Origin of the sequence: Acidovorax sp. Root219, from assembly GCF_001428665.1 — a bacterium.
In the GTDB taxonomy this organism is placed as follows: domain Bacteria; phylum Pseudomonadota; class Gammaproteobacteria; order Burkholderiales; family Burkholderiaceae_C; genus Acidovorax.
Window position 1 is genome coordinate 57,519 of sequence record NZ_LMIJ01000030.1, and the last position, 20,580, is coordinate 78,098.

Consider the following 20,580-nt stretch of genomic DNA (forward strand, 5'->3'; position numbering starts at 1 on the left):
TCAGGCTGACAGACACAAAAAAGCCGCAGGTCCCCACAAACACCAACGCCTGCACCGGTGAGGGATGCAGGCGTCGGGTGGTTTGTCAGGCCTCTGCGGCAGCGGCGATGCGGGCGTAGTGCTGAATCAGGCTGAGCAGCTCTTCGTCCGAGTAAGGTTTACCCAGGTAGTGGTTCACCCCGAGCTCCATCGCGTGCTCGCGGTGCTTCTCGGCAATCCGCGAGGTGATCATGATGATGGGCAGGTCACGCAGTGCACCGTCGGCGCGGATGTTGCGCGCCAGATCGAAACCGTCCATGCGGGGCATTTCGATGTCCGACAGCACCACCGTGGGGCGCTCGTCCTGCAGTCGTTCCAGCGCTTGCAGGCCGTCTGCGGCCAGGGCCACGCGGTAGCCTTCGCGCTGCAGCAGGCGCTGCGTGACGCGGCGCACGGTGATGGAATCGTCCACCACCAGGATCAGCGGCACCTGGCTGATGCCCGATGGCAGCGGCGCAACGGTCGCACCCTTGGCATCCACCCGGTCGGTGACCATCGGCAGGTCGGCGCTGGCAGCACGCACCTGGTCGCCGTACACGGTGGACAGCGCCACCGGGTTGTAGATCAGCACCACGGCACCCGAAGCCAGCACGGACATGCCGGCCAGGCCAGGCAAGCGCGACAGCTGCGGCCCGAGGTTCTTCACCACCACTTCCTGGTTGCCCAGCACTTCGTCCACGTGCATGGCGATGCGCTGCGAGGCGCTTCGGAAGACCACCACGGGGCGGGTCTTGCCGACCGATTCATGGCTGCGGGCCGAGGCCTGCAGCAGCGCACCGGCCCAGAAGAAGGGCAGTTGCTCCGTGCCGTCATTGAAGTGGCTGGACTTGTAGGCTTCCTGCAGGTCGGCCACCGAAGTACGGCGCACGATTTCCACCAGGTTGGCAGGCACCCCGATGGACAGATCGCCGGCACGCAGCATCACCACCTGCGTGACCGCTGTGGTCAAGGGCAGGATCATGCGGAAGGCAGCGCCCTTGCCGGTTTCGGTCGTGGTCTCGATGCGGCCGCCCAGGGCGTTGATCTCGGAGCGGACCACGTCCATGCCGATGCCCCGGCCAGCCAGGCCCGTGACTTCGCTCGCGGTACTGAAACCGGGCGTGAAGATCAGGTTGGCGGCGTCGGCATCGCTCAGGTCCAGGCCCGGCTCGATGAGCCCCTGGGCAATGGCCTTCTCGCGGATGCGCGGCAGGTTCAGGCCGGCGCCGTCGTCACGGAACTCCACCGACACGTCGTTGCCTTCGTGGTGCAGGTCGACGGTGATGGTGCCAGATGCCGGCTTGCCGGCGGCCACGCGGGCTTCGGGGTTCTCGATGCCGTGGGCCACGCAGTTGCGCAGCAAGTGCTCGAAGGCGGGGGTCATGCGGTCCAGCACGCCGCGGTCCATTTCAATGGAGCCGCCGGTGATGTCGAGCTTGATCTGCTTGCCGGTTTCCTTGGACGCCTGGCGCACCACGGCGTACAGGCGTTCGGCAATGCCTTCGAACTCCACCATGCGGGTGCGCAGCAGATCGCGCTGCAACTCACGCGCCTGGCGGCCCTGGGCGATCAGGTCGTCTTCGGCACCTTCCATGGTGCGCTGCAGGTTGCGCTGCACGGTGGCCACGTCGTTGACGGACTCGGCCATCATGCGGGTCAGCTCCTGCACGCGGGTGAAGCGGTCGAACTCCAGCGGGTCGAAGCCAGCAGCCGAGTCCTTGGACAGCGCCAGGCGCGACTGCATCTGCGATTCGGCCTGCACTTCGATGTCGCGCAGTTGCAGGCGCAGGCGGTCCAGGTTGCCCGACAGGTCGGTCAGTGAGGAACGGAACTGCGACAGGCGCACGTCCAGCCGCGAGCGGCTGATCATCACCTCGCCCGCCTGGTTGACCAGGCGGTCCAGCAACTGGGCACGCACCCGCACCGACTGGTTCGCCGCGACACGCAGCGGTGCCAGTTGCGACGGACCCGCCAAGCGAGCGGCCGGCGCCACGGTGGCAGCGGCAGGTCGTTGTTCCGGGGTACCGGTTGCAGTTCCCGCAGCGGCGGCGGCGGGCTCTGCAGCCTTGGCAACTGGCGCCTGCGCAGCCACCGGCAGGGTGACGACAGCATCGGCCGGGCCCTGGCTGCCAATGGCGCTCAGGGCGGCGAAGTTGGCCTGCAGGCCGTCGAAGCTGGCTTGCAGCGGCTCGATCTCGGCGCTGGTGACGGTGTCCACATCGAGCTGCTCGATGGCGGACTCCAGGCGGTGGGCCATTTCGCCCAGGCGCATGGCACCGGCCAGGCGCGAGCTGCCCTTGAGCGTGTGCAGGGCGCGCAGCACTTCGCTGCGGGCACCCAGGTTGTCGGGGCGCGAGGCCCATTGGCGCAGGGCGCCACCCAACTGGGGCAGCAGTTCCTGGGCTTCTTCCTCGAAGATCGGGAAGAGGTCGGGATCGATCACGTCGATGACGTCGATGTCATCGTCAAGGTCGGACGACAACGCCACCGCACGCGCGATGGCGTCGTCCACATCCTGGTCGTGGTCGCTGTCGTGCACCACCGGCGACAGCGCGGGTGCCACATGCCCGGTAGGGACCACGGAGAGAGCGGGCGCCACCTCAGCCGCTGCCAGCGCTGCCGCAGCGGAATCCTCAGCCTCGGCCTCGGCATCCCGGACTGGCTCATCGTCGATCTCATCCTCGATCGGCGTCAGGGTGTTGTCGACCTCGGTCTGCAGGATCTGGCGCAGCGCTTCCAGCACTTCCTGGCTGGGCTCCTTGAGGAAGCCGGCGGCGAACTGGTGCAGCAGGCGGCGGATGTCTTCCGCCGCATCCATGAAGACTCGGGCCTGTTCTTCAGAGCCGCGCGTCTGCAGCTGTACGTGCTGCAGCGCATGCTCAAGCACGCGTGCCATTTCGGACAGCGCATTGAAGCCCACCGTGGCGGAGCTGCCCGCCAGCGAATGCGCGAGGGCCACGGCCGTGTCCGGCAGGGCTTCGTGCAGCTCCAGCGACCATTCCTGCAGGCAGGTAACCAGGCGGCGCGACCATTCGTCGGCTTCGTTCAGGTAGACGTTGTACAGCGGGATGCCGATGCGCAGCGTCTCGATGACCTTGACGGCCTCGTCGAAGGAAGCCTCTTCGGCCACGGGCGCAGCGACCGGTGCCACGGGGGCAGCGGGGGTCTCTGGCTCCGCGTCCAGGACGGGCTCCAGCACCGCTTCAACAGGTTGGGCGGGCTCGGCCACCACGGCCGGGGCCTGCAGTTCAGGCTCGGGGACAAACTCCAGAACGGCTTCGGGCTCTGGCACGGCCTCGGGCTGTGCGGGGGCGCCGGCTTCCAGCAACTGGTCGTCGAGCGCGAATTCGAACGGAGTGTCGAACACGGCCTGCACCACGGGCTCGGGCACGGGTGCAGGAGCGGGCTCAGCGGCCACCTCGAAGGCATCGAGCAGCGGCAGGTCGAAGTCCACCACGGTGGCGGCGACTGGCTCGACCACAACGGGAGGTTCGATGGCGGCCGGTGCGTCGATGCTGTCGGGCACCTGCGCGACGGCTTCGGCGAACACCGCGAAGTCGATCTCTTCGGTGACCGTGGAACTGGTGTCGGGCACGTCCTTGGGCGCCTCGAGCGCGATGATCTCGGGCTCGACGGCGTCTTCAGGGACTTCGGTGGAGACGAAATCGGCGTGGACGATTTCTTCGTCTTCGTACGGCAAGGCTTCGGGCGCTGGCTCCAGGGCGACGGGGACATCGACCAGTTCCGGCACGGGCGCGAAGTCTTCCACCGGCTGGGGCACGATTTCAGGCAGCTCGGCGGGTACGTCGGCCACGGTGTTGTCGGCAGGCACCTCGATCAGGGAGGCAACCTCGGCAGGGCCGCCCGTCAATGGCAGCAAGGTGCCATCGTTGCGCATGGCCTCTGCGGCCTTGCGGAAGGCCTCGGGTTGCCAATGGGTCGGATTGCCCGAGGCCAGGCTGTCGGCCCAGTCGCCAAAGGCGTGCAGCGTATCGGTGGAAAGCTGCAGCAAGGGCGCGTGCATGGGCTTTTGTTCGGCCAGCCAGGCATTGAGCACCTGCTCCATCGACCAGGCGGCTTCGCCGAAGTCGTTGAGGCCCACCATGCGCGAGCTGCCCTTCAAGGTATGGAAGGCACGGCGCAGCGTGGTCTGCTCGCTCAGTTCACCCGGCTCATTGCGCAGGGTGGCGATGGCTGCCAGGCCGGTGGCAACGACTTCGCGCGCTTCCTCCAGGAAGATTTCGAGCAGTTCGTCTTCGACGTCCACCGGGGGGCGCACCACGGGGGCCGGCAAGGCGGCGGCTGGCGCCGGGGTTGGCACGGGCGCCACAGGTGCTACAGGCGCAGCACCCAGGTGGCCGAAGCCGATGTCGGGAGCCAGTTGCTCGACCGGCGCCGGGGCGGGCGCGGGCTCGGCAAATTCGCCTGGCAGGGGCGAGAAGTCGGTGGGGGCACTTTCGGGCTCCTCGACCGGGAAGCGCGGCACCACATCGGGCAGCGGAATGGCGGCGCGCTCTTCGAGCTTGGCGGGCGTGACTTCCTGGGTGTCGCTGACGCGGGCGCGCGTGCGGCCCGTGAGGATGCGCAACTCGCCCAGTTCCTCGTCGTAGACGAAGAGCTTGCGCGCCATGGCGCGCTGGTAGCTGAGCATGTCGATCAGGAAGCCCAGGGCCCCCATGCTGCTGCCCAGCTTCTCGAAGACGGGCTGGCGCTCTTCCTCGGGGATGTCGTTGATCAGCAGGCGGTCCACGGTGTCGCGCATGCGCACCACGGCCAGCGAGGCCTGGTCCAGGCCAAGCACGGACAGCACGCCGCGCATCTGCGCCATGTGCCCGGGCACCGGGGCCAGCACCGTGGGGTCCTTGGGGTCGCGGAAGAACAGGTCCAGCGATTTTTCCGCCTCGGCCAGGGTGGCGCGCAGTTCGTCCACCACGCTGCCCATGGTCTGGTTGTCGCTGACACGGCGGTACAGCTCTTCCATCCAGCCTTCCAGGGGCTCGGGTTCGGCACCGGTGCCCACGGCTTCGAGCCGCTCGGACAGGCGGGCGGCGCGCACGGCCATCTGGTCTTCGGCCGCATCCAGCTCTTCGAACGCAGCCTGCAGGTACAGCACCGAGGTGGCCACTTCCATGGCCAGCGCAGCCGATGGCGGCTCGCCGGACTTGGTGGTGGCATCCATCACGTGCGTGAGCGCTGTGGCCAGCTTCTCGCTGCCAGGGCTGAGCTTGCGCAGCGAATCGCAGACCAGGCTGAACTGGTCGGCAGCGGGCTTGATCTTGTTGCGGTCACCGCCGGCCAGGGCCGACCAGGTTTCGGTGGCGGCGGCAATGCGCTTTCGGGCCTGGGCCAGCACGGCAGGGTCGAAACGGCCAAAGCGCGCGGTGTCGTAGTCCACCGGCTTGAAGCGGTCCAGGCTGAAGGCATGGCGCACGGTCATCAACGCGGGGAACCTGGCCTCCGCGCCCGCAGGCACCGTGGTCTGCGAGCAGAAGAACAGCAGGTCCTGCACCAGGCGGTCGGCAATGATGTTGTCGCCCTTGGCCAGGGTGGCGTACTGCATGAGCACGCGGGAAGCCACACGCTTCACATACACGTCCGCTGGCAGCAGGCCGCCGGCAAAGGCTTCGAAGAAGGCGGCGCAGATCTTCCAGAACGCGCGCGACTGGCGGTCCGACTGGGCCGCAACCAGGCCCAGGCAGGTTTCGTACATGCTGCGGGCGGCCTTGAGGTCGCCCGTCTTGACGATGCGCAGCACCGCCGCGTCCAGGTGTGCCCGCGCCTGCGGGCCATAAGGCAGGGGTTCCGCAGGAATGGTGACTTCCGGCTCGCGGAAACGCCGCTCCACAGGCCACAGGTCTGCGGGGTGCACGCGCTCGGCTCCGGCCAGCGCCTGGGCTTCACGGTACTGGGGGAACAGGGCAACGGGCGAGACGGACTTGCCGGACAGCACGCTTTCCAGGTATTCGATCAGGCCGAAGCTGGCTTTTTCGATGGTGCTGGTGGCCTCATCGGTGCACAGCTCAGGGCGTTGCACAAAGCGCTGGACGGCGGACTCCATGGCCCGCAGCACGAGCGCCGGAGGCCCCATGCCGACCATTTCCAGCGCGCCGCTGGCCTGGTGCAGTTGCTGCCTTGCAATGCGCAAGGCGCCGGCGTCGAGCGCCGCAAGGTCCGACTCGGTCGCTGTTTCCACATCGCGCACAAAGCGGCGCATCGATTTGACGGCGCCCCCCAGGGATTTGCGCAGTTCGTCGAGCACCCAAGCCAAAGGACCCAGGTCCTGCTCTCCCTGGGTCCAGTCTGCGGCCGGTGCATTTTTGACATCAATAGATGGCATGGGTTCGTCCCCGGCTGCAATGAGCCAGCTGGTTGATGACTACGGATCGCCTCAGGCGATCTTGAAACGGGCGACAGACTGGCGCAATTCTTCAGCCATGTGCGAGAGTTCGCGCACCTGCTGGGCCGTCGTGCGGGTACCTTCACCGGTCTGTTCCGTCACGGCAAAAATGTGCTGGATGTTGTCGGCCACTTCGTTGGCCAGAACGGCCTCACGGGAGGTCGAGGACGAGATCTGTTCAATCAGGTCGGCCAAGCGGCGCGACACGCGGTCAATTTCCGTCAGTGCGGTACCGGCGCTGTCGGACAGTCGGGCCCCTTCCACCACACCCTGCGTGGAGCGCTCCATAGCGGCCACGGCATCCTGGGTGTCGGTCTGAATGGCCTTCACCAGGGCCGAAATCTGGCGCGTGGCGTCGGCGGAGCGTTCAGCCAGTCGCTGCACTTCTTCGGCCACCACCGAGAAGCCTCGGCCGGCTTCACCGGCGGATGCGGCCTGGATGGCGGCGTTCAGTGCCAGCACGTTCGTCTGCTCGGTAATGTCGGAAATCAGCTCGGTGATTTCACCGATCTCCTGCGACGATTCGCCCAGGCGCTTGATGCGCTTGGAGGTGTCCTGGATCTGGTCGCGGATGGAGTTCATACCGCCGATGGCGTTCTGCACGGCCTGCAGACCGGAGTCGGCGGCTTGCAGCGATTGGCGGGCCACCGTGGCGGACTCTTGCGCCTGTGTGGACACTTCGTTGATTCGGGTCGCCATGTCCAGAACGGAGCGGCCGGTTTCGCGAATTTCGCGCAGCTGCTCGGTCGAGGCGGCGAGCAGTTCGGTCGAGGTGCTGTCCACCTGGGCCGTCGTCTGTGCCACGCGGGTCGCCGTGTTCTGCACGCTGCCCACCAGCTGGCGCAGTTCTTCCACCGTGTAGTTCACCGAGTCGGCGATGGCGCCCGTGATGTCTTCGGTCACGGTGGCTTCCTGGGTCAGATCGCCTTCAGCGACCGACTGCAGTTCGTTCATCAAACGCAAAATGGCGGCCTGGTTGGCGTCGTTGACGCGCTTGGCTTCCTGCTCCTGGCGCTTGGCGTCCTTTTGCTGCGATTCGGCAGCCGTCTGGCGGCCCCGGCTGTCCAGCAGTTGAACGCGCGAGATGCCGATACCGCACAGCAACACGAACAGGCCGGCAAGGGCCAGGGCACCGATCTGCCCGGCGCCCAGGCCGGTCTGTGCGGACAGCTTGCCCTGCAGGTTTTCCAGTTGGCGGCGCAGCGGTTCGCTGTCGGCAATGATGGCGGACTGTGCTTCACGGGCGGACACCAGGCCCTGCAGGTTGCCCAGAATGGCACTGGCCTGCGTGCGGGTCTGCTCGTACAGCTTCACCAGGCCGTCGAGTTGCTCGCGCGTCTGGCCGTCCTTGGTGGCGGACAGGCGTAGCTCGGGGCTGCCGTCCAGCAGGCCCTGTGCGATTTCCTTGAAGGAGTTCAAGTCCTTGCCCAGCAGGAACACGGCCTCGGGGCTCACGCCTTCCATGGTCTGGAATTCGTTGGCGGACTTGCCGATGCGCTGGGTCAACATCACCAGTTGGCCGGCGGCCGAGATTTCGGCGGCGGGGGCGTTCTGCTGCAGCTTGAGCGAGGACACCGTTTCGGCGATTTCGAGCAGGTCGGACGACTGGCGGTTGATGGTGCGCAGAGCGTCACCCACCTGGGTCAGGATCTTTTGCTGGCCCATCACCACGCCGGCGTTGCGCTCGGCGCGCTCCATCAGGGGCGTCACGGCGTCCAGATCGGGCTTGTAGGGCTCGCCCAGCGATTGCACGCCGAGTTCGTTGTCGCCAGCGGTCAGGGCGCGCACGTTGCGCGCCAGCACGCCCGAGCTTTCCACCACGTCGGGGAAGGCCTGGGGGCTACCCACCAGCGCCTGCGACACCGACTTGGCCAGGCGCTGCGACTGCATCAGGGACTGGCCGGTAGCGGCGAGCTGCTGTGCGGAGCGGTCTGCCTGCTGCAGCACCCAGAAAGCGATCGCACCCAGCACCACCACGCCAACGGCCAGCAAGGCCAGCAGGCGGCGCTGGTGGCCGGCCGCCGTGGAGGTGCCCAGCACCGGCAGGGAGATCAGATCTTCATCACTGTCGGGTTCGGTGAGCTCGGGTGCATAGCCGCCCGGGTCGCCCTGCACGCTGTTCATGGCATCGCTCTGGTACTCGCGCAGCGCCGCTGCTTCGAGCGAACCGGTCCCCAGCACGTCCTGACCGTCATCGGCCGCAGCATGGCCTGCTGCGGCGTCCGGCGCTCCGGGTTTCCGGTTGAACAGTTTTCCAAATTGATTGACGACGGACATGGTGCAGCCTTACAGAAAAACTCAAGCACTGATGCTCAGAAAAGCGGGATGTTGGGACAGGATCTGCAGATTGAGCTCCTGCCAGCGCGCGCCACCTGCATCGATGTAGGTGGTGCCGAAAAATGCGGGAGATTCGGGTGCAGGCGGCTCGGAGGACACAAAGGACTCCGTACCCCGCAGGCCGGCCAGCCGGTCCACCAGCAAGGCGGCATTCACCTCAAGCACGGCATTGAAGGCCAGCAGGCTGGACTCGGACAGCGCCTGCTCGGTGCGCGTGACCGTGGTGCCCAGCATGCCGGCGAGGTCGGCCACACCGACCAGCCCGCCGCGCAGGTTGGCGACACCGAGGAACCAGCTTTGCGTGTACGGCACGGGCTGGACGGTGACCCAAGGAAAAATCTCGCCCGACTGGGCGAGAGGTAGAAGGTAGTACTGCCCTGCTGTCTCGACAGCCAGCCAGGACGATACGGACAAGCCTTCCGTCCTGGCGGCCTGAAGACGGCTGGCCAGTCGGACTTGTAGCTCGCGGAGGGCTTCGCGGTTGGCCATGAACGCGCCGCTGCCTCAGTTCAGCGCGTCAATCTTGGCCTGCAGCTCGGCGGGATCCACCGGCTTGGTGATATAGCCGCGCGCGCCCTGGCGCATACCCCAGACCCGGTCGGTCTCCTGGTTCTTGCTGGTGCACATGATGATGGGCACATCGGCGTACAGCGGATCACGGGTGATTGCACGCGTGAGCTGAAAGCCGTTCTGGCCTGGCATCACCACGTCCATGAGGATCAGGTCGGGTTTGTCTTCGGCCAGGCGGCGGAAGGCCTCCTCGGCGTTCTCGGCTGTGCGCACCTGCATGCCTTTTTTCTGCAGCAGGTCGGTCAGAAACATCAACTCGGTCTTCGAATCGTCGACGACCAGAACTTTCTGGATGGGCATTACATCGCTCCTTGTTGGGAATTGCCGAATTGCTGCACGGCCTGCAGCAACTGGTCTTTGGTAAACGGTTTGGTGAGATATTCCTGGCAGCCGACCATGCGCCCGCGCGCCTTGTCGAACACGCCGTCCTTGGAGGACAGCATCACCACCGGGGTATCTGCGAAACGGGCGTTGCGCTTGATGATCGCGCAGGTCTGGTACCCGTCGAGCTTGGGCATGAGAATGTCACAGAAAATCAGCTGAGGCTGGTAATCGTTCACTTTCGCCAAAGCATCAAAGCCGTCGTCAGCCAACAAGACTTCGTGCCCCCCCTGCTTGAGAAAAATCTCGGCGCTTCGGCGGATGGTATTGCTGTCATCCACCACGAGCACTTTGAAAGATGCGCCTGTTGTAGTCAATTGCTAATGCTCCCGATGGAAAAACAAACAGCGCGGCCCGAGCCGCGCATCAAATCTGAACCATCTCGAAATCTTCCTTGCGGGCGCCACACTCAGGACAGGTCCAATTCATGGGCACCTGGTCCCATGGCGTGTTGGGGGCGATGCCGTGCTCGGGCGCACCCTCTGCCTCGTCATAAATCCACCCGCAGATCAAACACATCCAAGTTTTAGAGTCGATCACAGCTTAAAGGGCCTTCACATAGAATGCAACGATTGTATCTAGTCATCTCCCCGGGCTGCAGCTTCCGTGCCACCCCCGATGCCGCCACTGGACCATGACCACATCTGCATTCCCCCCTCCCGACACCGAACACGCCGACGACGAATCCGGTGATGAAGCGAGCCCGGCCTGCGTGCTCGTTTTCAACGCCAGCGACCCCAGCGGCGCGGGTGGCCTGACGGCAGACATCACCACCATCGCATCGGTCGGCGGCCACCCCATCGCGGTGGTCACGGGGGCCTACGCGCGTGATACGGCGCAGATATTCGACCATTTCAGCTTCGACGACGAGGCCGTCTCCGAGCAGGCCCGGGCGGTGCTCGAAGACATGCCCGTGCAGGCCATCAAGGTGGGTTTCGTGGGCAGCCCCGAGAACATCAGCGCCATCGCCGAAATAACCACAGACTATGACGAAGTCCCGGTGATAGCGTACATGCCCAACCTGTCCTGGTGGACGGAAGAGCAGATCGACGAGTACCTGGACGCCTTCCGCGAGCTGTTGCTGCCGCAAACCTCAGTGTTGGTAGGAAACCACAGTACGCTGTGGCGCTGGCTGTTGCCGGACTGGAAGAGCGACCGCAGCCCGACCGCGCGCGACATCGCCCGGGCCGCTTCCGAGATGGGCGTGCCCTACACCCTGGTCACCGGCATCCCCCTGCCCGAGCAGTTCGTCGAGAACGTGCTGGCCTCGCCCCAGACGGTGCTGGGCAGCGGCAAGTTCGAGCTGTTCGACGCCACCTTCTCGGGCGCGGGCGACACCCTGTCGGCCGCACTCACGGCCCTGGTGGCCAGCGGCAACGACCTGGGCGAGGCCACCAGCGAAGCGCTGGGCTACCTGGACCGCTGCCTGGACGCCGGTTTCCGCCCCGGAATGGGGCACATCGTGCCCGACCGCATGTTCTGGGCCCAGCCCGACGACGAGGACGGCGAAGACGACGACGCCCCGATTGACGACACAGCAGCCATCGAAGGCTTTGTGATGCCCCCCCATGACACCAAGCACTGATCTCAACATCCCCCTGTTCGAACGCGCCAAGGCGCTCATCCCCGGTGGCGTGAACTCGCCCGTACGGGCCTTCAAGGCCGTGGGCGGCACGCCGCGCTTCGTCAAGCGTGCCCAGGGCGCCTACTTTTGGGACGCCAACGACCAACGCTTCATCGACTACATCGGCTCCTGGGGGCCGATGATCCTGGGCCACGGCCACCCGGCGGTGCTCGAAGCGGTGCAGAAGGCGGCGCTCGACGGTTTCAGCTTTGGCGCGCCGACCGAGCGCGAGGTGGAGCTGGCCGAGGAGATCATCGGCCTGGTGCCCTCGATGGAGATGATCCGGCTGGTCAGCTCGGGCACCGAGGCGGGCATGAGCGCCATCCGCCTAGCGCGTGGCGCCACGGGCCGCAGCAAGATCATCAAGTTCAACGGCTGCTACCACGGCCATGCCGACGCGCTGCTGGTCAAGGCCGGCTCGGGCCTGGCCACCTTCGGCAACGCCACCAGCGCGGGCGTGCCCCCTGAAGTGGTGCAGCACACCCTGGTGCTGGAATACAACGACATCGCCCAGCTCGAAGAGGCCTTTGCCCTGCACGGCAAGGAACTGGCCTGCCTGATGATCGAGCCGATTGCCGGCAACATGAACTTCGTGCGCGCGAGCGTCCCCTTCATGCAGCGCTGCCGCGAACTGTGCACGGAATATGGTGCGCTGCTGGTGCTGGACGAGGTGATGACCGGTTTCCGCGTGGGCCTGGCCAGTGCGCAGGGCGTGTATGCCAAGAGCATCCCCGGCTTCAAGCCCGACCTGACCGTGCTGGGCAAGGTGATCGGCGGCGGCATGCCGCTGGCCGCCTTTGGCGGGCCGCGCGCCATCATGGAGCATCTGGCGCCCATCGGCGCCGTGTACCAGGCCGGCACGCTGTCGGGCAACCCGGTGGCCACGGCCTGCGGCCTGGCCACGCTGCGCGAGATCACGAAGCCCGGCTTCTTCGAGGCCCTGTCGGCACGCACCCAATCGCTGGTGGATGGCCTCAAGGCCGCCGCCGCCGCCGAAGGCGTGCCCTTCAGCGCCGACTGCGAGGGCGGCATGTTCGGCTTCTTCCTCTTGCCCACCCTGCCCCAGAGCTACCCCGAGGTGCTCACCACCGACAGCGCGCGCTTCAACCAGCTGTTCCATGGGCTGCTGGACCGCAGTATCTATATAGCACCGGCGCTGTACGAAGCCGGTTTCGTGAGCGCGGCCCACAGCGAAGAAGACATCGCTGCCACGGTGGCCGCTGCGCGCGAGGTCTTCAAGAGCCTCGCAAGCTGAAGCTACAAGAGGCCGCGCAGTTCGCGCGCGGCTTCCTGCAGCAAGGGCAACATCTCCCTTTGCAGGCTGCCCTCGTCCAGTTGCCTGGGCGAGGCCACCACGTTGAGCGCCGCCACGGTCTGCCCCTGCAGGTTGCGCAGCGGCACGGCCAGGGCATGCACGCCCAGCTCGTGCTCTTCCACCGCCAGGCAATAGTCGTCGCGCCGCGCACGCGCGATGGCCTGGCGCAACGGCCCCACCTGCGTGAGCGTATGGGGCGTGAGCCGCTGCAGCGTGGCACCATTGAGCCAGGTGGTGAGTGCCGCCGCCGGCAGCGCCGCCAGCAGCACCCGCCCGGTGGACGTGGGGTGGGCCGGCAGCCGCGCCCCCAGGTGCAGGCCGTAGGCCAGCACGCGCGAGGGCGCGCCATACACCCCGCTGCGCGCCACGATCACGACCTCGCTGCCGTCGAGCACCACGGCCGAAAAGGACTGCTGGGTCTGCGCGGCCAGCCGGTTCAGCGTGGGCTGCAGCACGCGCGGCAGCCGGGCCGACGCCAGGTAGCTGCCCGAAAAGCGCAGCACCTTGGGCGCCAGCCAGAAGTAGCTGCCATCGCTTTCCAGGTAGCCCAGGTGCGCCAGCGTGAGCAGGTGCCGACGCGCCGCCGCCCGGGTGAGCCCCGTGCGCTGCGCTGCCAGCGAGGCATTGAGGCGCTGGCGCTCGGTGTCGAAGCTCTCCAGCACAGCCATGCCCTTGGCCATGCCCTCAATGAAGTCGGCCTTGGCGATGGGGGTGGTGCTGGAGGTCATGGTCGGCAGAAAAGATCGGTACATCAAGGATTGCGCGATGATCGCACAAAGCATCTGTACATCGCACGCAACCGGCCAGCCGGCACCCCGCGTTGACCTGCGTCAACCTACGCTTGGGCCTTGCCTTCGAGCCGGTGCTCGGGGCCTTCCTTCCCCAGCTTTGCGAGGTTCCCCCATGCGTACCCAGGTTGCCATCATCGGCGCCGGCCCGGCCGGTCTGCTGCTCGGCCAGTTGCTGCACACATCCGGCATCGACGCCGTCATCATCGAGCAGCGCAGCGCCGACTACGTGCTCGGCCGCATCCGCGCCGGCGTGCTCGAACAGGTCACCATGGACCTGCTGGAGAAAGCCGGCGTGAGCGCCCGCGCCCATGCACAGGGCCTGCCGCACGACGGCATCGAGCTCTTGTTCAAGGGCCAGCGCCACCGCATCGACCTGCATGCACTGACCGACGGCAGCCGCGTGACGGTGTACGGCCAGACCGAGGTCACGCACGACCTGATGGATGCACGCGCCGCCGCAGGCCTGGCCACCGTGTACGAAGCCGGCAACGTCCGCGTGCACGACTTCGACGGCGGCAAGCCCCGCGTCACCTACGAGAAGGACGGCCAGACGCACGAGATCACCTGCGACTTCATCGCCGGCTGCGACGGCTACCATGGCGTGTGCCGCGCCAGCGTGCCTGAGGGCGCGCTCAAGACCTACGAGCGCGTCTACCCCTTTGGCTGGCTGGGCGTGCTGGCCGACGTGCCACCGGTCTCGCACGAGCTGATCTACGCCAACACCGAGCGCGGCTTTGCGCTGTGCAGCATGCGCAGCACCACGCGCAGCCGCTACTACCTGCAGGTGCCCGACACCGACAAGCTGGAGAACTGGAGCATCGACCAGTTCTGGGCCGAACTGGGCAACCGGCTGGACCCCGAGGCGCGCGCAAACCTGGTGACCGGCCCGGCGCTGGAGATGAGCATCGCGCCGCTGCGCAGCTTCGTGGCCGAGCCCATGCGCTTTGGCCGCCTGTTCCTGGCCGGCGACGCGGCCCACATCGTGCCGCCCACGGGTGCCAAGGGCCTGAACCTGGCGGCCAGCGACGTGGGCTACCTGTGGAACGCCTTCGCCGACTACTACGGCGACCAATCGAGCGCCGGCATCGACACCTACTCCGACCGCTGCCTGCGCCGCGTGTGGCGCGCCGAGCGTTTTTCGTGGTGGTTCACCTCGCTGATGCACCGCTTTCCCGACACCGGCGAGTTCGGCCAGAAGATGCAGGAGGCAGAGCTCGACTATCTGATCCACTCGCGCGCCGCATCCACCGCGCTGGCCGAGAACTACGTGGGGCTGCCGATGGACTTCGGCGCCTGAGAGCTGCCCATGAAAAAGGCCAGGGCCTGGAGTCACCTCCAGGCCCTGGCCTTTTGTATTGCAGTGCCCGCCGGGAAGCCTGCGGCCTCCCGCCCGCATCAATGCCGGAAGTGGCGCACGCCGCTGAACACCATGGACACGCCGCGCTCGTTCGCAGCGTCGATGACTTCGTTGTCGCGCATCGAGCCGCCGGGCTGGATCACGCAGGTGGCACCGGCATCGACCACGACATCCAGGCCATCGCGGAAGGGGAAGAACGCGTCGCTGGCCACCACGGTGCCCTGCAGGGACAGGTTGGCATGGCCGGCCTTGATGCTGGCGATGCGGGCCGAGTCGAGGCGGCTCATCTGGCCGGCCCCCACGCCCATGGTCATGCCACCCTTGCAGAAGACGATGGCATTGCTCTTGACGTACTTGGCCACTTTCCAGGCGAACAGCAGGTCTTCCATCTCTTCGAGCGTAGGCTGCTTCTTGGTCACGACCTTGAGGTCGATCAGCGACAGCTCCTGGTTGTCGGCGGTCTGCAGCAGCAGGCCCGAACCGATGCGCTTGGCATCCATGGCGTTGCGGCCACGCTGCCAGTCGGTGGTGCCGCCGTGGGCGGGCAGTGCGATCTTGAGCAGGCGCACATTGGCCTTGGCCTTGAAGACTTCGAGCGCCTCGGCCGTGAAGTCCGGGGCCATGAGCACTTCGACGAACTGCTTGGAGATCTGCTGCGCGGCCTTACCGTCCACCGGGCGGTTGAAGGCGATGATGCCGCCAAAAGCGCTGGTGGGGTCGGTCTGGAAGGCCTTGCCGTAGCTGTCCAGCGCGTCCAGGCCCACGGCCACGCCGCAGGGGTTGGCGTGCTTGACGATGACGCAGGCCGGCGCCTCGAAGCTCTTGACGCATTCCCAGGCGGCATCGGCGTCGGCGATGTTGTTGTACGACAGTTCCTTGCCCTGCAGTTGCACCCCGGTGACCAGCGAGCCGGGCGCGGGGTGCAGGTCGCGGTACAGCGCGGCCTGCTGGTGGGCGTTCTCGCCGTAGCGCAGGTCCTGCACCTTGGTGAAGATGCCATTGCTCTGGCCGGCGAACTGGGCACGCGCGGGCACATAGGTTTCGGACAGCTTGTCTTCCTCGAAGCTGACGGACGAGAGGTAGTCGCTGATCGCGCCGTCGTACTGGGCAATGCGGTTGAATGCCGCCACCGACAGTGCAAAGCGCAGCTTGTCCGAGAGCTTGCCCGAGGCCTTGAGTTCTTCGAGCACGGCGGGGTACTGCGAGGCATCGGTCAGCACGCCCACGTCCTTCCAGTTCTTGGCGGCGCTGCGCACCATGGCGGGGCCGCCGATGTCGATGTTCTCGATGGCGTCGGCCAGCGTGCAGCCGGCCTTGGCCACGGTGGACTCGAAGGGGTAGAGGTTGACCACCAGCAGGTCGATGGTGTCGATGCCATGCGCCTTGAGCGCGGCCATGTGCTCGGGCAGCTCGCGGCGCGCCAGCAGGCCGCCGTGCACCTTGGGGTGCAGGGTCTTCACGCGGCCGTCGAGCATTTCGGGGAACTGGGTGACCTCGGCCACTTCGGTCACGGGCAGGCCCTTGTCGGCCAGCAGCTTGGCGGTGCCCCCGGTGGACAGCAGCTTGATGCCCAGGGCGTGCAGCGCCTGGGCAAATTCAACGATGCCGGTTTTGTCGGAGACGGAAAGAAGTGCGTTCATGGCGGGTCGGTAAAGGAGTTTGGAATCGGGTGGGGTGCAGTTGCCGGCAACTGCACCGCGGTAGTGGGGAGCGCCAGCACTGCCCGGCGCAACGGGGCATCAGATCAGCTTGTGTTCCACCAGCTTCTTGCGCAGGGTGTTGCGGTTCAGGCCCAGCCATTCGGCAGCGCGCGACTGGTTGTTGTCGGCCTGCTGCATCACGACTTCCAGCAGCGGCCTTTCGACCACGCGCACCAGCATGTCGTACATGCCATCGGGCGTCTCTCCGCCCAGGTCGCGAAAGTAGCCCTGCAGGCTCTCGCGCACGCATTCTTCAATATGTTTCTTGCTCATGCAGCCAATCCCTCTTGTTCTTCGCTGGGGTCTGCGTCGGCAGCCAGTGTGCTGGCGGCGGGAAAGCGGTCCATCTGCTGCGCCAGGGCATCCAGATACTCCGCCACCGCCTGCCACTGGGCCGCGCAGTCCTCTATGGTGTTGATGTGTTGTCGAAAGGCTTCGCCGCCCGGCATGGAGCGCAGGTACCAGGCAATGTGCTTGCGCGCACTGCGCACCCCGGTCAGCTCGCCATACAGGCGGTAGTGGTCGTGCAGATGCTCGAGCAGCAGGCGCCGTACCTCAGCCACCAGCGGTGGCGCCAGGTGTTCGCCTGTTTCGAGGAAATGCCCGATCTCGCGGAAGATCCACGGCCGACCCTGGGCCGCGCGGCCGATCATGATCGCATCGGCCCCGGTGGCGGCCAGCACCTCGCGCGCTTTCTCGGGCGAAGTGATGTCGCCATTGGCCACCACCGGTACGCGCACCGCCGCCTTCACGGCGGCGATGGTGTCGTACTCGGCATGGCCCTTGTAGCCCTGCTCGCGCGTACGCCCATGCACCGTGAGCATCTGGATGCCCACGGCCTCGAACTGGCGCGCCAGCGCGACGGCGTTCTTGTGCTCCTGGCACCAGCCGGTGCGCATCTTGAGCGTGACGGGCACCTTGTGCGGCGCACAGGCCTCGACCACAGCCTGCGCGATGGACACGGCCAGCGCCTCGTCCTGCATCAGGGCCGAGCCGGCCCACTTGTTGCACACCTTCTTGGCCGGGCAGCCCATGTTGATGTCGATGATCTGCGCGCCGCGCTCCACGTTGTAGACCGCAGCCTCGGCCATCATCTGCGCCTCGGTGCCGGCGATCTGCACCGCGATCGGCCCCGGCTCCCCTTCATGGTTGGCCCGGCGCGAGGTCTTGAGGCTGTTCCACAGGTCCTTGCGCGAGGTCACCATTTCACTCACGGCATAGCCCGCCCCCAGCTCCTTGCACAGTTGGCGAAACGGCCGGTCCGTGACGCCCGCCATGGGGGCGACGAACAAGCGGTTCGCCAAAGGGATGTGGCCGATGTGCATGGAAAGGGTGGGGGTGCGCCGAAGCTGCGAATGCTGAAAAAGGAGGCAGGATTGTACCTGCTCAAAATTTCAGCAAATGAAATCTGCGCGACTTTTACAGCCTGCCTGTGCTGCGGCGCAACAATGCCGCCGCGCGCCGTCCGGAAGGCCTTGTCAGCGCGCCGCGAGGTCGGTGTCGTCGGCCCCTGCCGGCGCGCCCCGCTGGGCATAGTGCCACCAGGCGCCGGGCAGGTTGTCGAACTGGTGGTGCGCCATCAAAGCGCGCAGCCATTGGCGGTTGTAGTGCACGTCCGGCGAGAGGTTCTGCGTGGCAGAGGTCAGCACCCCGGAAGGCGTGCCCATGTCCACCTCGCCTCCATCGGCCAGAGGCCCGCGCACCACCTTGCTGGCACGCATGCCGTCGACCACGATGACCTGCACCACCCAGGCACCTGTCTGGAGATCGCACCGGGCCTTGAGCGCCATCCCTTGGGCCTTGAGGCCGTCCTGCGCAGAGCGCAGGGCCGCCGGTTGGCCGTTGGCACCGCAGCCGTGCTCCTGCACCACGCTGGTCGCGCCCGATGGCAACGCAGCCCCTGGCTGGGGCACGGCCGCCTGGGGGCTTTGCACACAAGCGGCCAGCAGCGCAGCCGCTGCCAGCGATAGCCAGGGGCTGCGGTGGGTTGCGGTGGTGGTGCGGTGGGTGCTGTGCATGGGGGCCTCCTGCTTGAGCGGTAGCGTCCATGAACGATACAAACAGACCTTGCTACAGGCCATGCGCGGATGGCGCGCACCGGTGTAGGACGGAACCTTCACCCGGTTTTTCGTGCGCGGGGTGCCCCTAAACTCCGGTGCATGGAAATATGGATGCACCAGCTGATGCAGTGGCTGGCCCTGCCGCAGTTCGGCCTGAGCACTGTCTTCGTGGTCTCGTTCATCTCGGCGACACTGCTGCCGCTGGGTTCGGAGCCGGCCGTTTTTGGCCTCATCAAGCTCAACCCGGAGATGTACTGGCCCGCCATCCTGGTGGCCACGGTGGGCAACACCCTGGGCGGCGGGGTCAGCTGGTGGATGGGCCTCGGGGCCCACAAGGCCGTGGACAAGGCCCGCGGGCACACGACCAATGTGCGTGCGTTGGCGTGGCTGGAACGCTTTGGCGCCCGCGCCTGCCTGCTTAGCTGGCTGCCCGTGGTGGGCGACCCGCTGTGCGCCGTGGCCGGCTGGCTCAAGCTGCCGTTCTGGCCCTGCCTGGCCTACATGGCGGTGGGCAAGTTCATGCGCTACCTGGTGATGACCAGCGTGCTGCTGCACTTCATGCCGGGGCAGTTCGGCACCTGATCGAGCGAGCGATCAGGGTGCGGGGGTGCCCAGGAAATCCTTCTCGGTGCCCAGGGGCGCGATGGACGAATCACCCTTGGAGACGGGCTCCTCCACCACCACCTGGTTGCGCCCGCCTTCCTTGGCCATGTACATGGCGGTATCGGCGCGCGAGAAGAATTCGAGCACCGACTCGCCCAGAATGTACTGCGTGACACCGATGGACACCGACACGCGGCTCTTGAGCACATCGGTCCAGGGATGCGATTCGACGTGCGAGCGGATGCGCTCGCAGGTATTGAGCGCCGGCAGCAGCGAGGTGCCCGGGAAGATCAGCAGAAACTCCTCGCCGCCGTAGCGCCCGAAGATGTCGCCCGCACGCACGTTGTCCTGCGCCACGCGCGAGAACGTGCGCAGCACCTCGTCGCCACCCAGGTGGCCGAGCTCGTCGTTGATGCGCTTGAAGTGGTCCAGGTCGATGACCGCCAAGCACAGCGGGATGCCGCTTTCATCGGCGAGCTGCTTTTGCTCTTCGAGAGCCGCCACCGTGTAGCGCCGGTTGAAGCAGCCCACCAGCGTGTCGCGCTGCGCATCCTGCTGGATGTTGCGGATCTTGCGGCTGGCGCGGTGCAGCACACGGTGCAGCTTCTGCACCTTGCCGATCAGCAGAATGACGGCCGGCAGCGCGAACGCCAGCGACAGCCAGTGCGCAAGCTCCAGCCGCAGCAGCGCGTCGTTGGACTGCTCTGCGTAGTGCACCGCGATCACCACCGCATAGCCCATCAGCAGCAGGGCCGCCAGGGCAATGAGCGCACGGCCCGAGACGCGGTACATGGAATAGGCCACGACGACAAAGGCGAACGGCGCCATCAGGATCTGCATGATGGGGTCGAGGTAGCAGATGAGCAACAGGCCGCCATAGGCCACAGCGGCAATGGGCAGCTTGAGCTGCTTTTCCTTGAAGCGATGGTGCAGGCCCAGTGCAAAAACCATGGCGAACACCGGCACGAACACGGCCACCAGCGCCAGGGCCACGAACACGGTGCGCGTCTGCACCAGGTCCATCGCATGGAACACCAGCATCGCCACGAAATACAAGGCAATCAGGCCACTGGCGATCCACCAGCGGCGGGCAGTGGCCAGATCGCGCGGCTGGCCGGCCGCATCCATTTCCCTGCGCGAAGGGTGGTGATGGATCGCCGTCTCGTCGCTGGAGTCATCGAACTCCAGGATGGCGTCCGTCAGCGGAAAGGCGTCCGTGTTGGCAAACAGCGGCTTCTTGCGTCCGAAGAGCGTCGAGAAAGGGGAGGTGGCGCCCATGGTGGTCTGTGCACTTGGTTGGAAACGTTCGTTTTTTCAGTCAATGGACAGCCGGCAGGGCCTCGCCCGCACAAACATGGCGCACACGCCCAGTCGAGGACCCCGATCATGGGACCCGGTATTTTAGGTACAGCCTATCGCTATCGCCC

The 20,580-nt window shown here is 66.4% G+C and carries 16 protein-coding genes; 4 read left to right on the forward strand and 12 right to left on the reverse strand.

What is annotated here, in order from left to right; all coding sequences use genetic code 11:
* Nucleotides 1-85 precede the first annotated feature (85 nt).
* The 6 genes from ASE28_RS25565 to ASE28_RS31635 are packed head-to-tail and all read right to left on the reverse strand — an operon-like array spanning nucleotide 86 to nucleotide 10,243.
* Nucleotides 86-6,355 (reverse strand): Hpt domain-containing protein, encoded by a 6,270-nt coding sequence (locus ASE28_RS25565; protein WP_057269014.1) that lies wholly within the window; start codon nucleotides 6,353-6,355, stop codon nucleotides 86-88.
* A 51-nt stretch (nucleotides 6,356-6,406) separates the two neighbouring features.
* Nucleotides 6,407-8,692: a methyl-accepting chemotaxis protein gene (locus tag ASE28_RS25570; RefSeq protein ID WP_057201747.1), complete on the reverse strand. Its 2,286-nt coding sequence runs from the start codon at nucleotides 8,690-8,692 to the stop codon at nucleotides 6,407-6,409.
* Between the two features lie 21 nt (nucleotides 8,693-8,713).
* Nucleotides 8,714-9,241, reverse strand: coding sequence for a chemotaxis protein CheW (locus tag ASE28_RS25575; RefSeq protein ID WP_057201746.1), 528 nt, complete (start codon nucleotides 9,239-9,241; stop codon nucleotides 8,714-8,716).
* Nucleotides 9,242-9,256: 15 nt separating this feature from the next.
* Nucleotides 9,257-9,622: a PleD family two-component system response regulator gene (locus ASE28_RS25580; protein ID WP_007853160.1), complete on the reverse strand. Its 366-nt coding sequence runs from the start codon at nucleotides 9,620-9,622 to the stop codon at nucleotides 9,257-9,259.
* Nucleotides 9,622-10,020: a PleD family two-component system response regulator gene (locus tag ASE28_RS25585; protein ID WP_005796099.1), complete on the reverse strand. Its 399-nt coding sequence runs from the start codon at nucleotides 10,018-10,020 to the stop codon at nucleotides 9,622-9,624. The genes ASE28_RS25580 and ASE28_RS25585 overlap by 1 nt, the downstream gene beginning before the upstream one ends.
* A 49-nt stretch (nucleotides 10,021-10,069) precedes the next feature.
* A complete protein-coding gene (locus ASE28_RS31635) occupies nucleotides 10,070-10,243 on the reverse strand; it encodes a rubredoxin (RefSeq protein ID WP_082604130.1) in 174 nt (57 codons plus the stop codon).
* 94 nt (nucleotides 10,244-10,337) lie between these two features.
* Between ASE28_RS31635 and ASE28_RS25590 the strand changes: the two genes are divergently transcribed.
* Nucleotides 10,338-11,288: a bifunctional hydroxymethylpyrimidine kinase/phosphomethylpyrimidine kinase gene (locus ASE28_RS25590; protein ID WP_057201745.1), complete on the forward strand. Its 951-nt coding sequence runs from the start codon at nucleotides 10,338-10,340 to the stop codon at nucleotides 11,286-11,288.
* Entirely contained in the window at nucleotides 11,272-12,582 is a 1,311-nt protein-coding gene (gene hemL / locus ASE28_RS25595; protein WP_057269015.1) for a glutamate-1-semialdehyde 2,1-aminomutase, read from the forward strand. Before ASE28_RS25590 ends, hemL begins: the two co-directional genes overlap by 17 nt.
* A gap of 2 nt (nucleotides 12,583-12,584) precedes the next feature.
* Here the strand turns inward: hemL and ASE28_RS25600 are convergent, their stop codons facing one another.
* Entirely contained in the window at nucleotides 12,585-13,370 is a 786-nt protein-coding gene (locus tag ASE28_RS25600) for an IclR family transcriptional regulator C-terminal domain-containing protein (RefSeq protein WP_057269016.1), read from the reverse strand.
* 175 nt (nucleotides 13,371-13,545) lie between these two features.
* Here ASE28_RS25600 and pobA point away from each other — a divergent pair, with 175 nt between their 5' ends.
* Nucleotides 13,546-14,730 (forward strand): 4-hydroxybenzoate 3-monooxygenase, encoded by a 1,185-nt coding sequence (gene pobA, locus ASE28_RS25605; RefSeq protein WP_057269017.1) that lies wholly within the window; start codon nucleotides 13,546-13,548, stop codon nucleotides 14,728-14,730.
* Between the two features lie 98 nt (nucleotides 14,731-14,828).
* On the opposite strand, the gene purH is transcribed toward pobA, so the two are convergent.
* The 4 genes from purH to ASE28_RS25625 all read right to left on the reverse strand — a co-directional run bounded on the left by purH (nucleotide 14,829) and on the right by ASE28_RS25625 (nucleotide 18,508).
* The gene (purH, locus tag ASE28_RS25610) at nucleotides 14,829-16,430 is read right to left on the reverse strand and encodes a bifunctional phosphoribosylaminoimidazolecarboxamide formyltransferase/IMP cyclohydrolase (RefSeq protein ID WP_057269018.1); all 1,602 of its coding nucleotides are present in this window, start codon (nucleotides 16,428-16,430) and stop codon (nucleotides 14,829-14,831) included.
* A 99-nt stretch (nucleotides 16,431-16,529) separates the two neighbouring features.
* Nucleotides 16,530-16,763, reverse strand: coding sequence for a Fis family transcriptional regulator (locus ASE28_RS25615; protein WP_057201739.1), 234 nt, complete (start codon nucleotides 16,761-16,763; stop codon nucleotides 16,530-16,532).
* Nucleotides 16,760-17,815, reverse strand: a complete 1,056-nt coding sequence (gene dusB / locus ASE28_RS25620; RefSeq protein WP_057269019.1) for a tRNA dihydrouridine synthase DusB — start codon at nucleotides 17,813-17,815, stop codon at nucleotides 16,760-16,762. Before dusB ends, ASE28_RS25615 begins: the two co-directional genes overlap by 4 nt.
* Nucleotides 17,816-17,968: 153 nt before the next feature.
* Entirely contained in the window at nucleotides 17,969-18,508 is a 540-nt protein-coding gene (locus tag ASE28_RS25625; RefSeq protein ID WP_057269020.1) for a M15 family metallopeptidase, read from the reverse strand.
* A 153-nt stretch (nucleotides 18,509-18,661) separates the two neighbouring features.
* Here ASE28_RS25625 and ASE28_RS25630 point away from each other — a divergent pair, with 153 nt between their 5' ends.
* The gene (locus ASE28_RS25630; protein WP_200964000.1) at nucleotides 18,662-19,132 is read left to right on the forward strand and encodes a YqaA family protein; all 471 of its coding nucleotides are present in this window, start codon (nucleotides 18,662-18,664) and stop codon (nucleotides 19,130-19,132) included.
* 12 nt (nucleotides 19,133-19,144) lie between these two features.
* Here ASE28_RS25630 and ASE28_RS25635 read toward each other — a convergent pair whose 3' ends face one another.
* Nucleotides 19,145-20,431 carry a GGDEF domain-containing protein gene (locus ASE28_RS25635; protein WP_057269022.1) on the reverse strand — a complete coding sequence of 429 codons (1,287 nt, stop codon included), beginning with the start codon at nucleotides 20,429-20,431 and terminating at the stop codon, nucleotides 19,145-19,147.
* Nucleotides 20,432-20,580 lie beyond the last annotated feature (149 nt).

What these genes read in the sequence shown, in the direction of transcription:
- ASE28_RS25565 (WP_057269014.1), bottom strand. Translation starts at nt 6,355, where the DNA reads ATGCCATCTATTGATGTCAAAAATGCACCGGCCGCAGACTGGACCCAG.
- ASE28_RS25570 (WP_057201747.1), bottom strand. Translation starts at nt 8,692, where the DNA reads ATGTCCGTCGTCAATCAATTTGGAAAACTGTTCAACCGGAAACCCGGA.
- ASE28_RS25575 (WP_057201746.1), bottom strand. Translation starts at nt 9,241, where the DNA reads ATGGCCAACCGCGAAGCCCTCCGCGAGCTACAAGTCCGACTGGCCAGC.
- ASE28_RS25580 (WP_007853160.1), bottom strand. Translation starts at nt 9,622, where the DNA reads ATGCCCATCCAGAAAGTTCTGGTCGTCGACGATTCGAAGACCGAGTTG.
- ASE28_RS25590 (WP_057201745.1), top strand. Translation starts at nt 10,338, where the DNA reads ATGACCACATCTGCATTCCCCCCTCCCGACACCGAACACGCCGACGAC.
- hemL (WP_057269015.1), top strand. Translation starts at nt 11,272, where the DNA reads ATGACACCAAGCACTGATCTCAACATCCCCCTGTTCGAACGCGCCAAG.
- ASE28_RS25600 (WP_057269016.1), bottom strand. Translation starts at nt 13,370, where the DNA reads ATGACCTCCAGCACCACCCCCATCGCCAAGGCCGACTTCATTGAGGGC.
- pobA (WP_057269017.1), top strand. Translation starts at nt 13,546, where the DNA reads ATGCGTACCCAGGTTGCCATCATCGGCGCCGGCCCGGCCGGTCTGCTG.
- purH (WP_057269018.1), bottom strand. Translation starts at nt 16,430, where the DNA reads ATGAACGCACTTCTTTCCGTCTCCGACAAAACCGGCATCGTTGAATTT.
- ASE28_RS25615 (WP_057201739.1), bottom strand. Translation starts at nt 16,763, where the DNA reads ATGAGCAAGAAACATATTGAAGAATGCGTGCGCGAGAGCCTGCAGGGC.
- dusB (WP_057269019.1), bottom strand. Translation starts at nt 17,815, where the DNA reads ATGCACATCGGCCACATCCCTTTGGCGAACCGCTTGTTCGTCGCCCCC.
- ASE28_RS25625 (WP_057269020.1), bottom strand. Translation starts at nt 18,508, where the DNA reads ATGCACAGCACCCACCGCACCACCACCGCAACCCACCGCAGCCCCTGG.
- ASE28_RS25630 (WP_200964000.1), top strand. Translation starts at nt 18,662, where the DNA reads ATGCACCAGCTGATGCAGTGGCTGGCCCTGCCGCAGTTCGGCCTGAGC.
- ASE28_RS25635 (WP_057269022.1), bottom strand. Translation starts at nt 20,431, where the DNA reads ATGGGCGCCACCTCCCCTTTCTCGACGCTCTTCGGACGCAAGAAGCCG.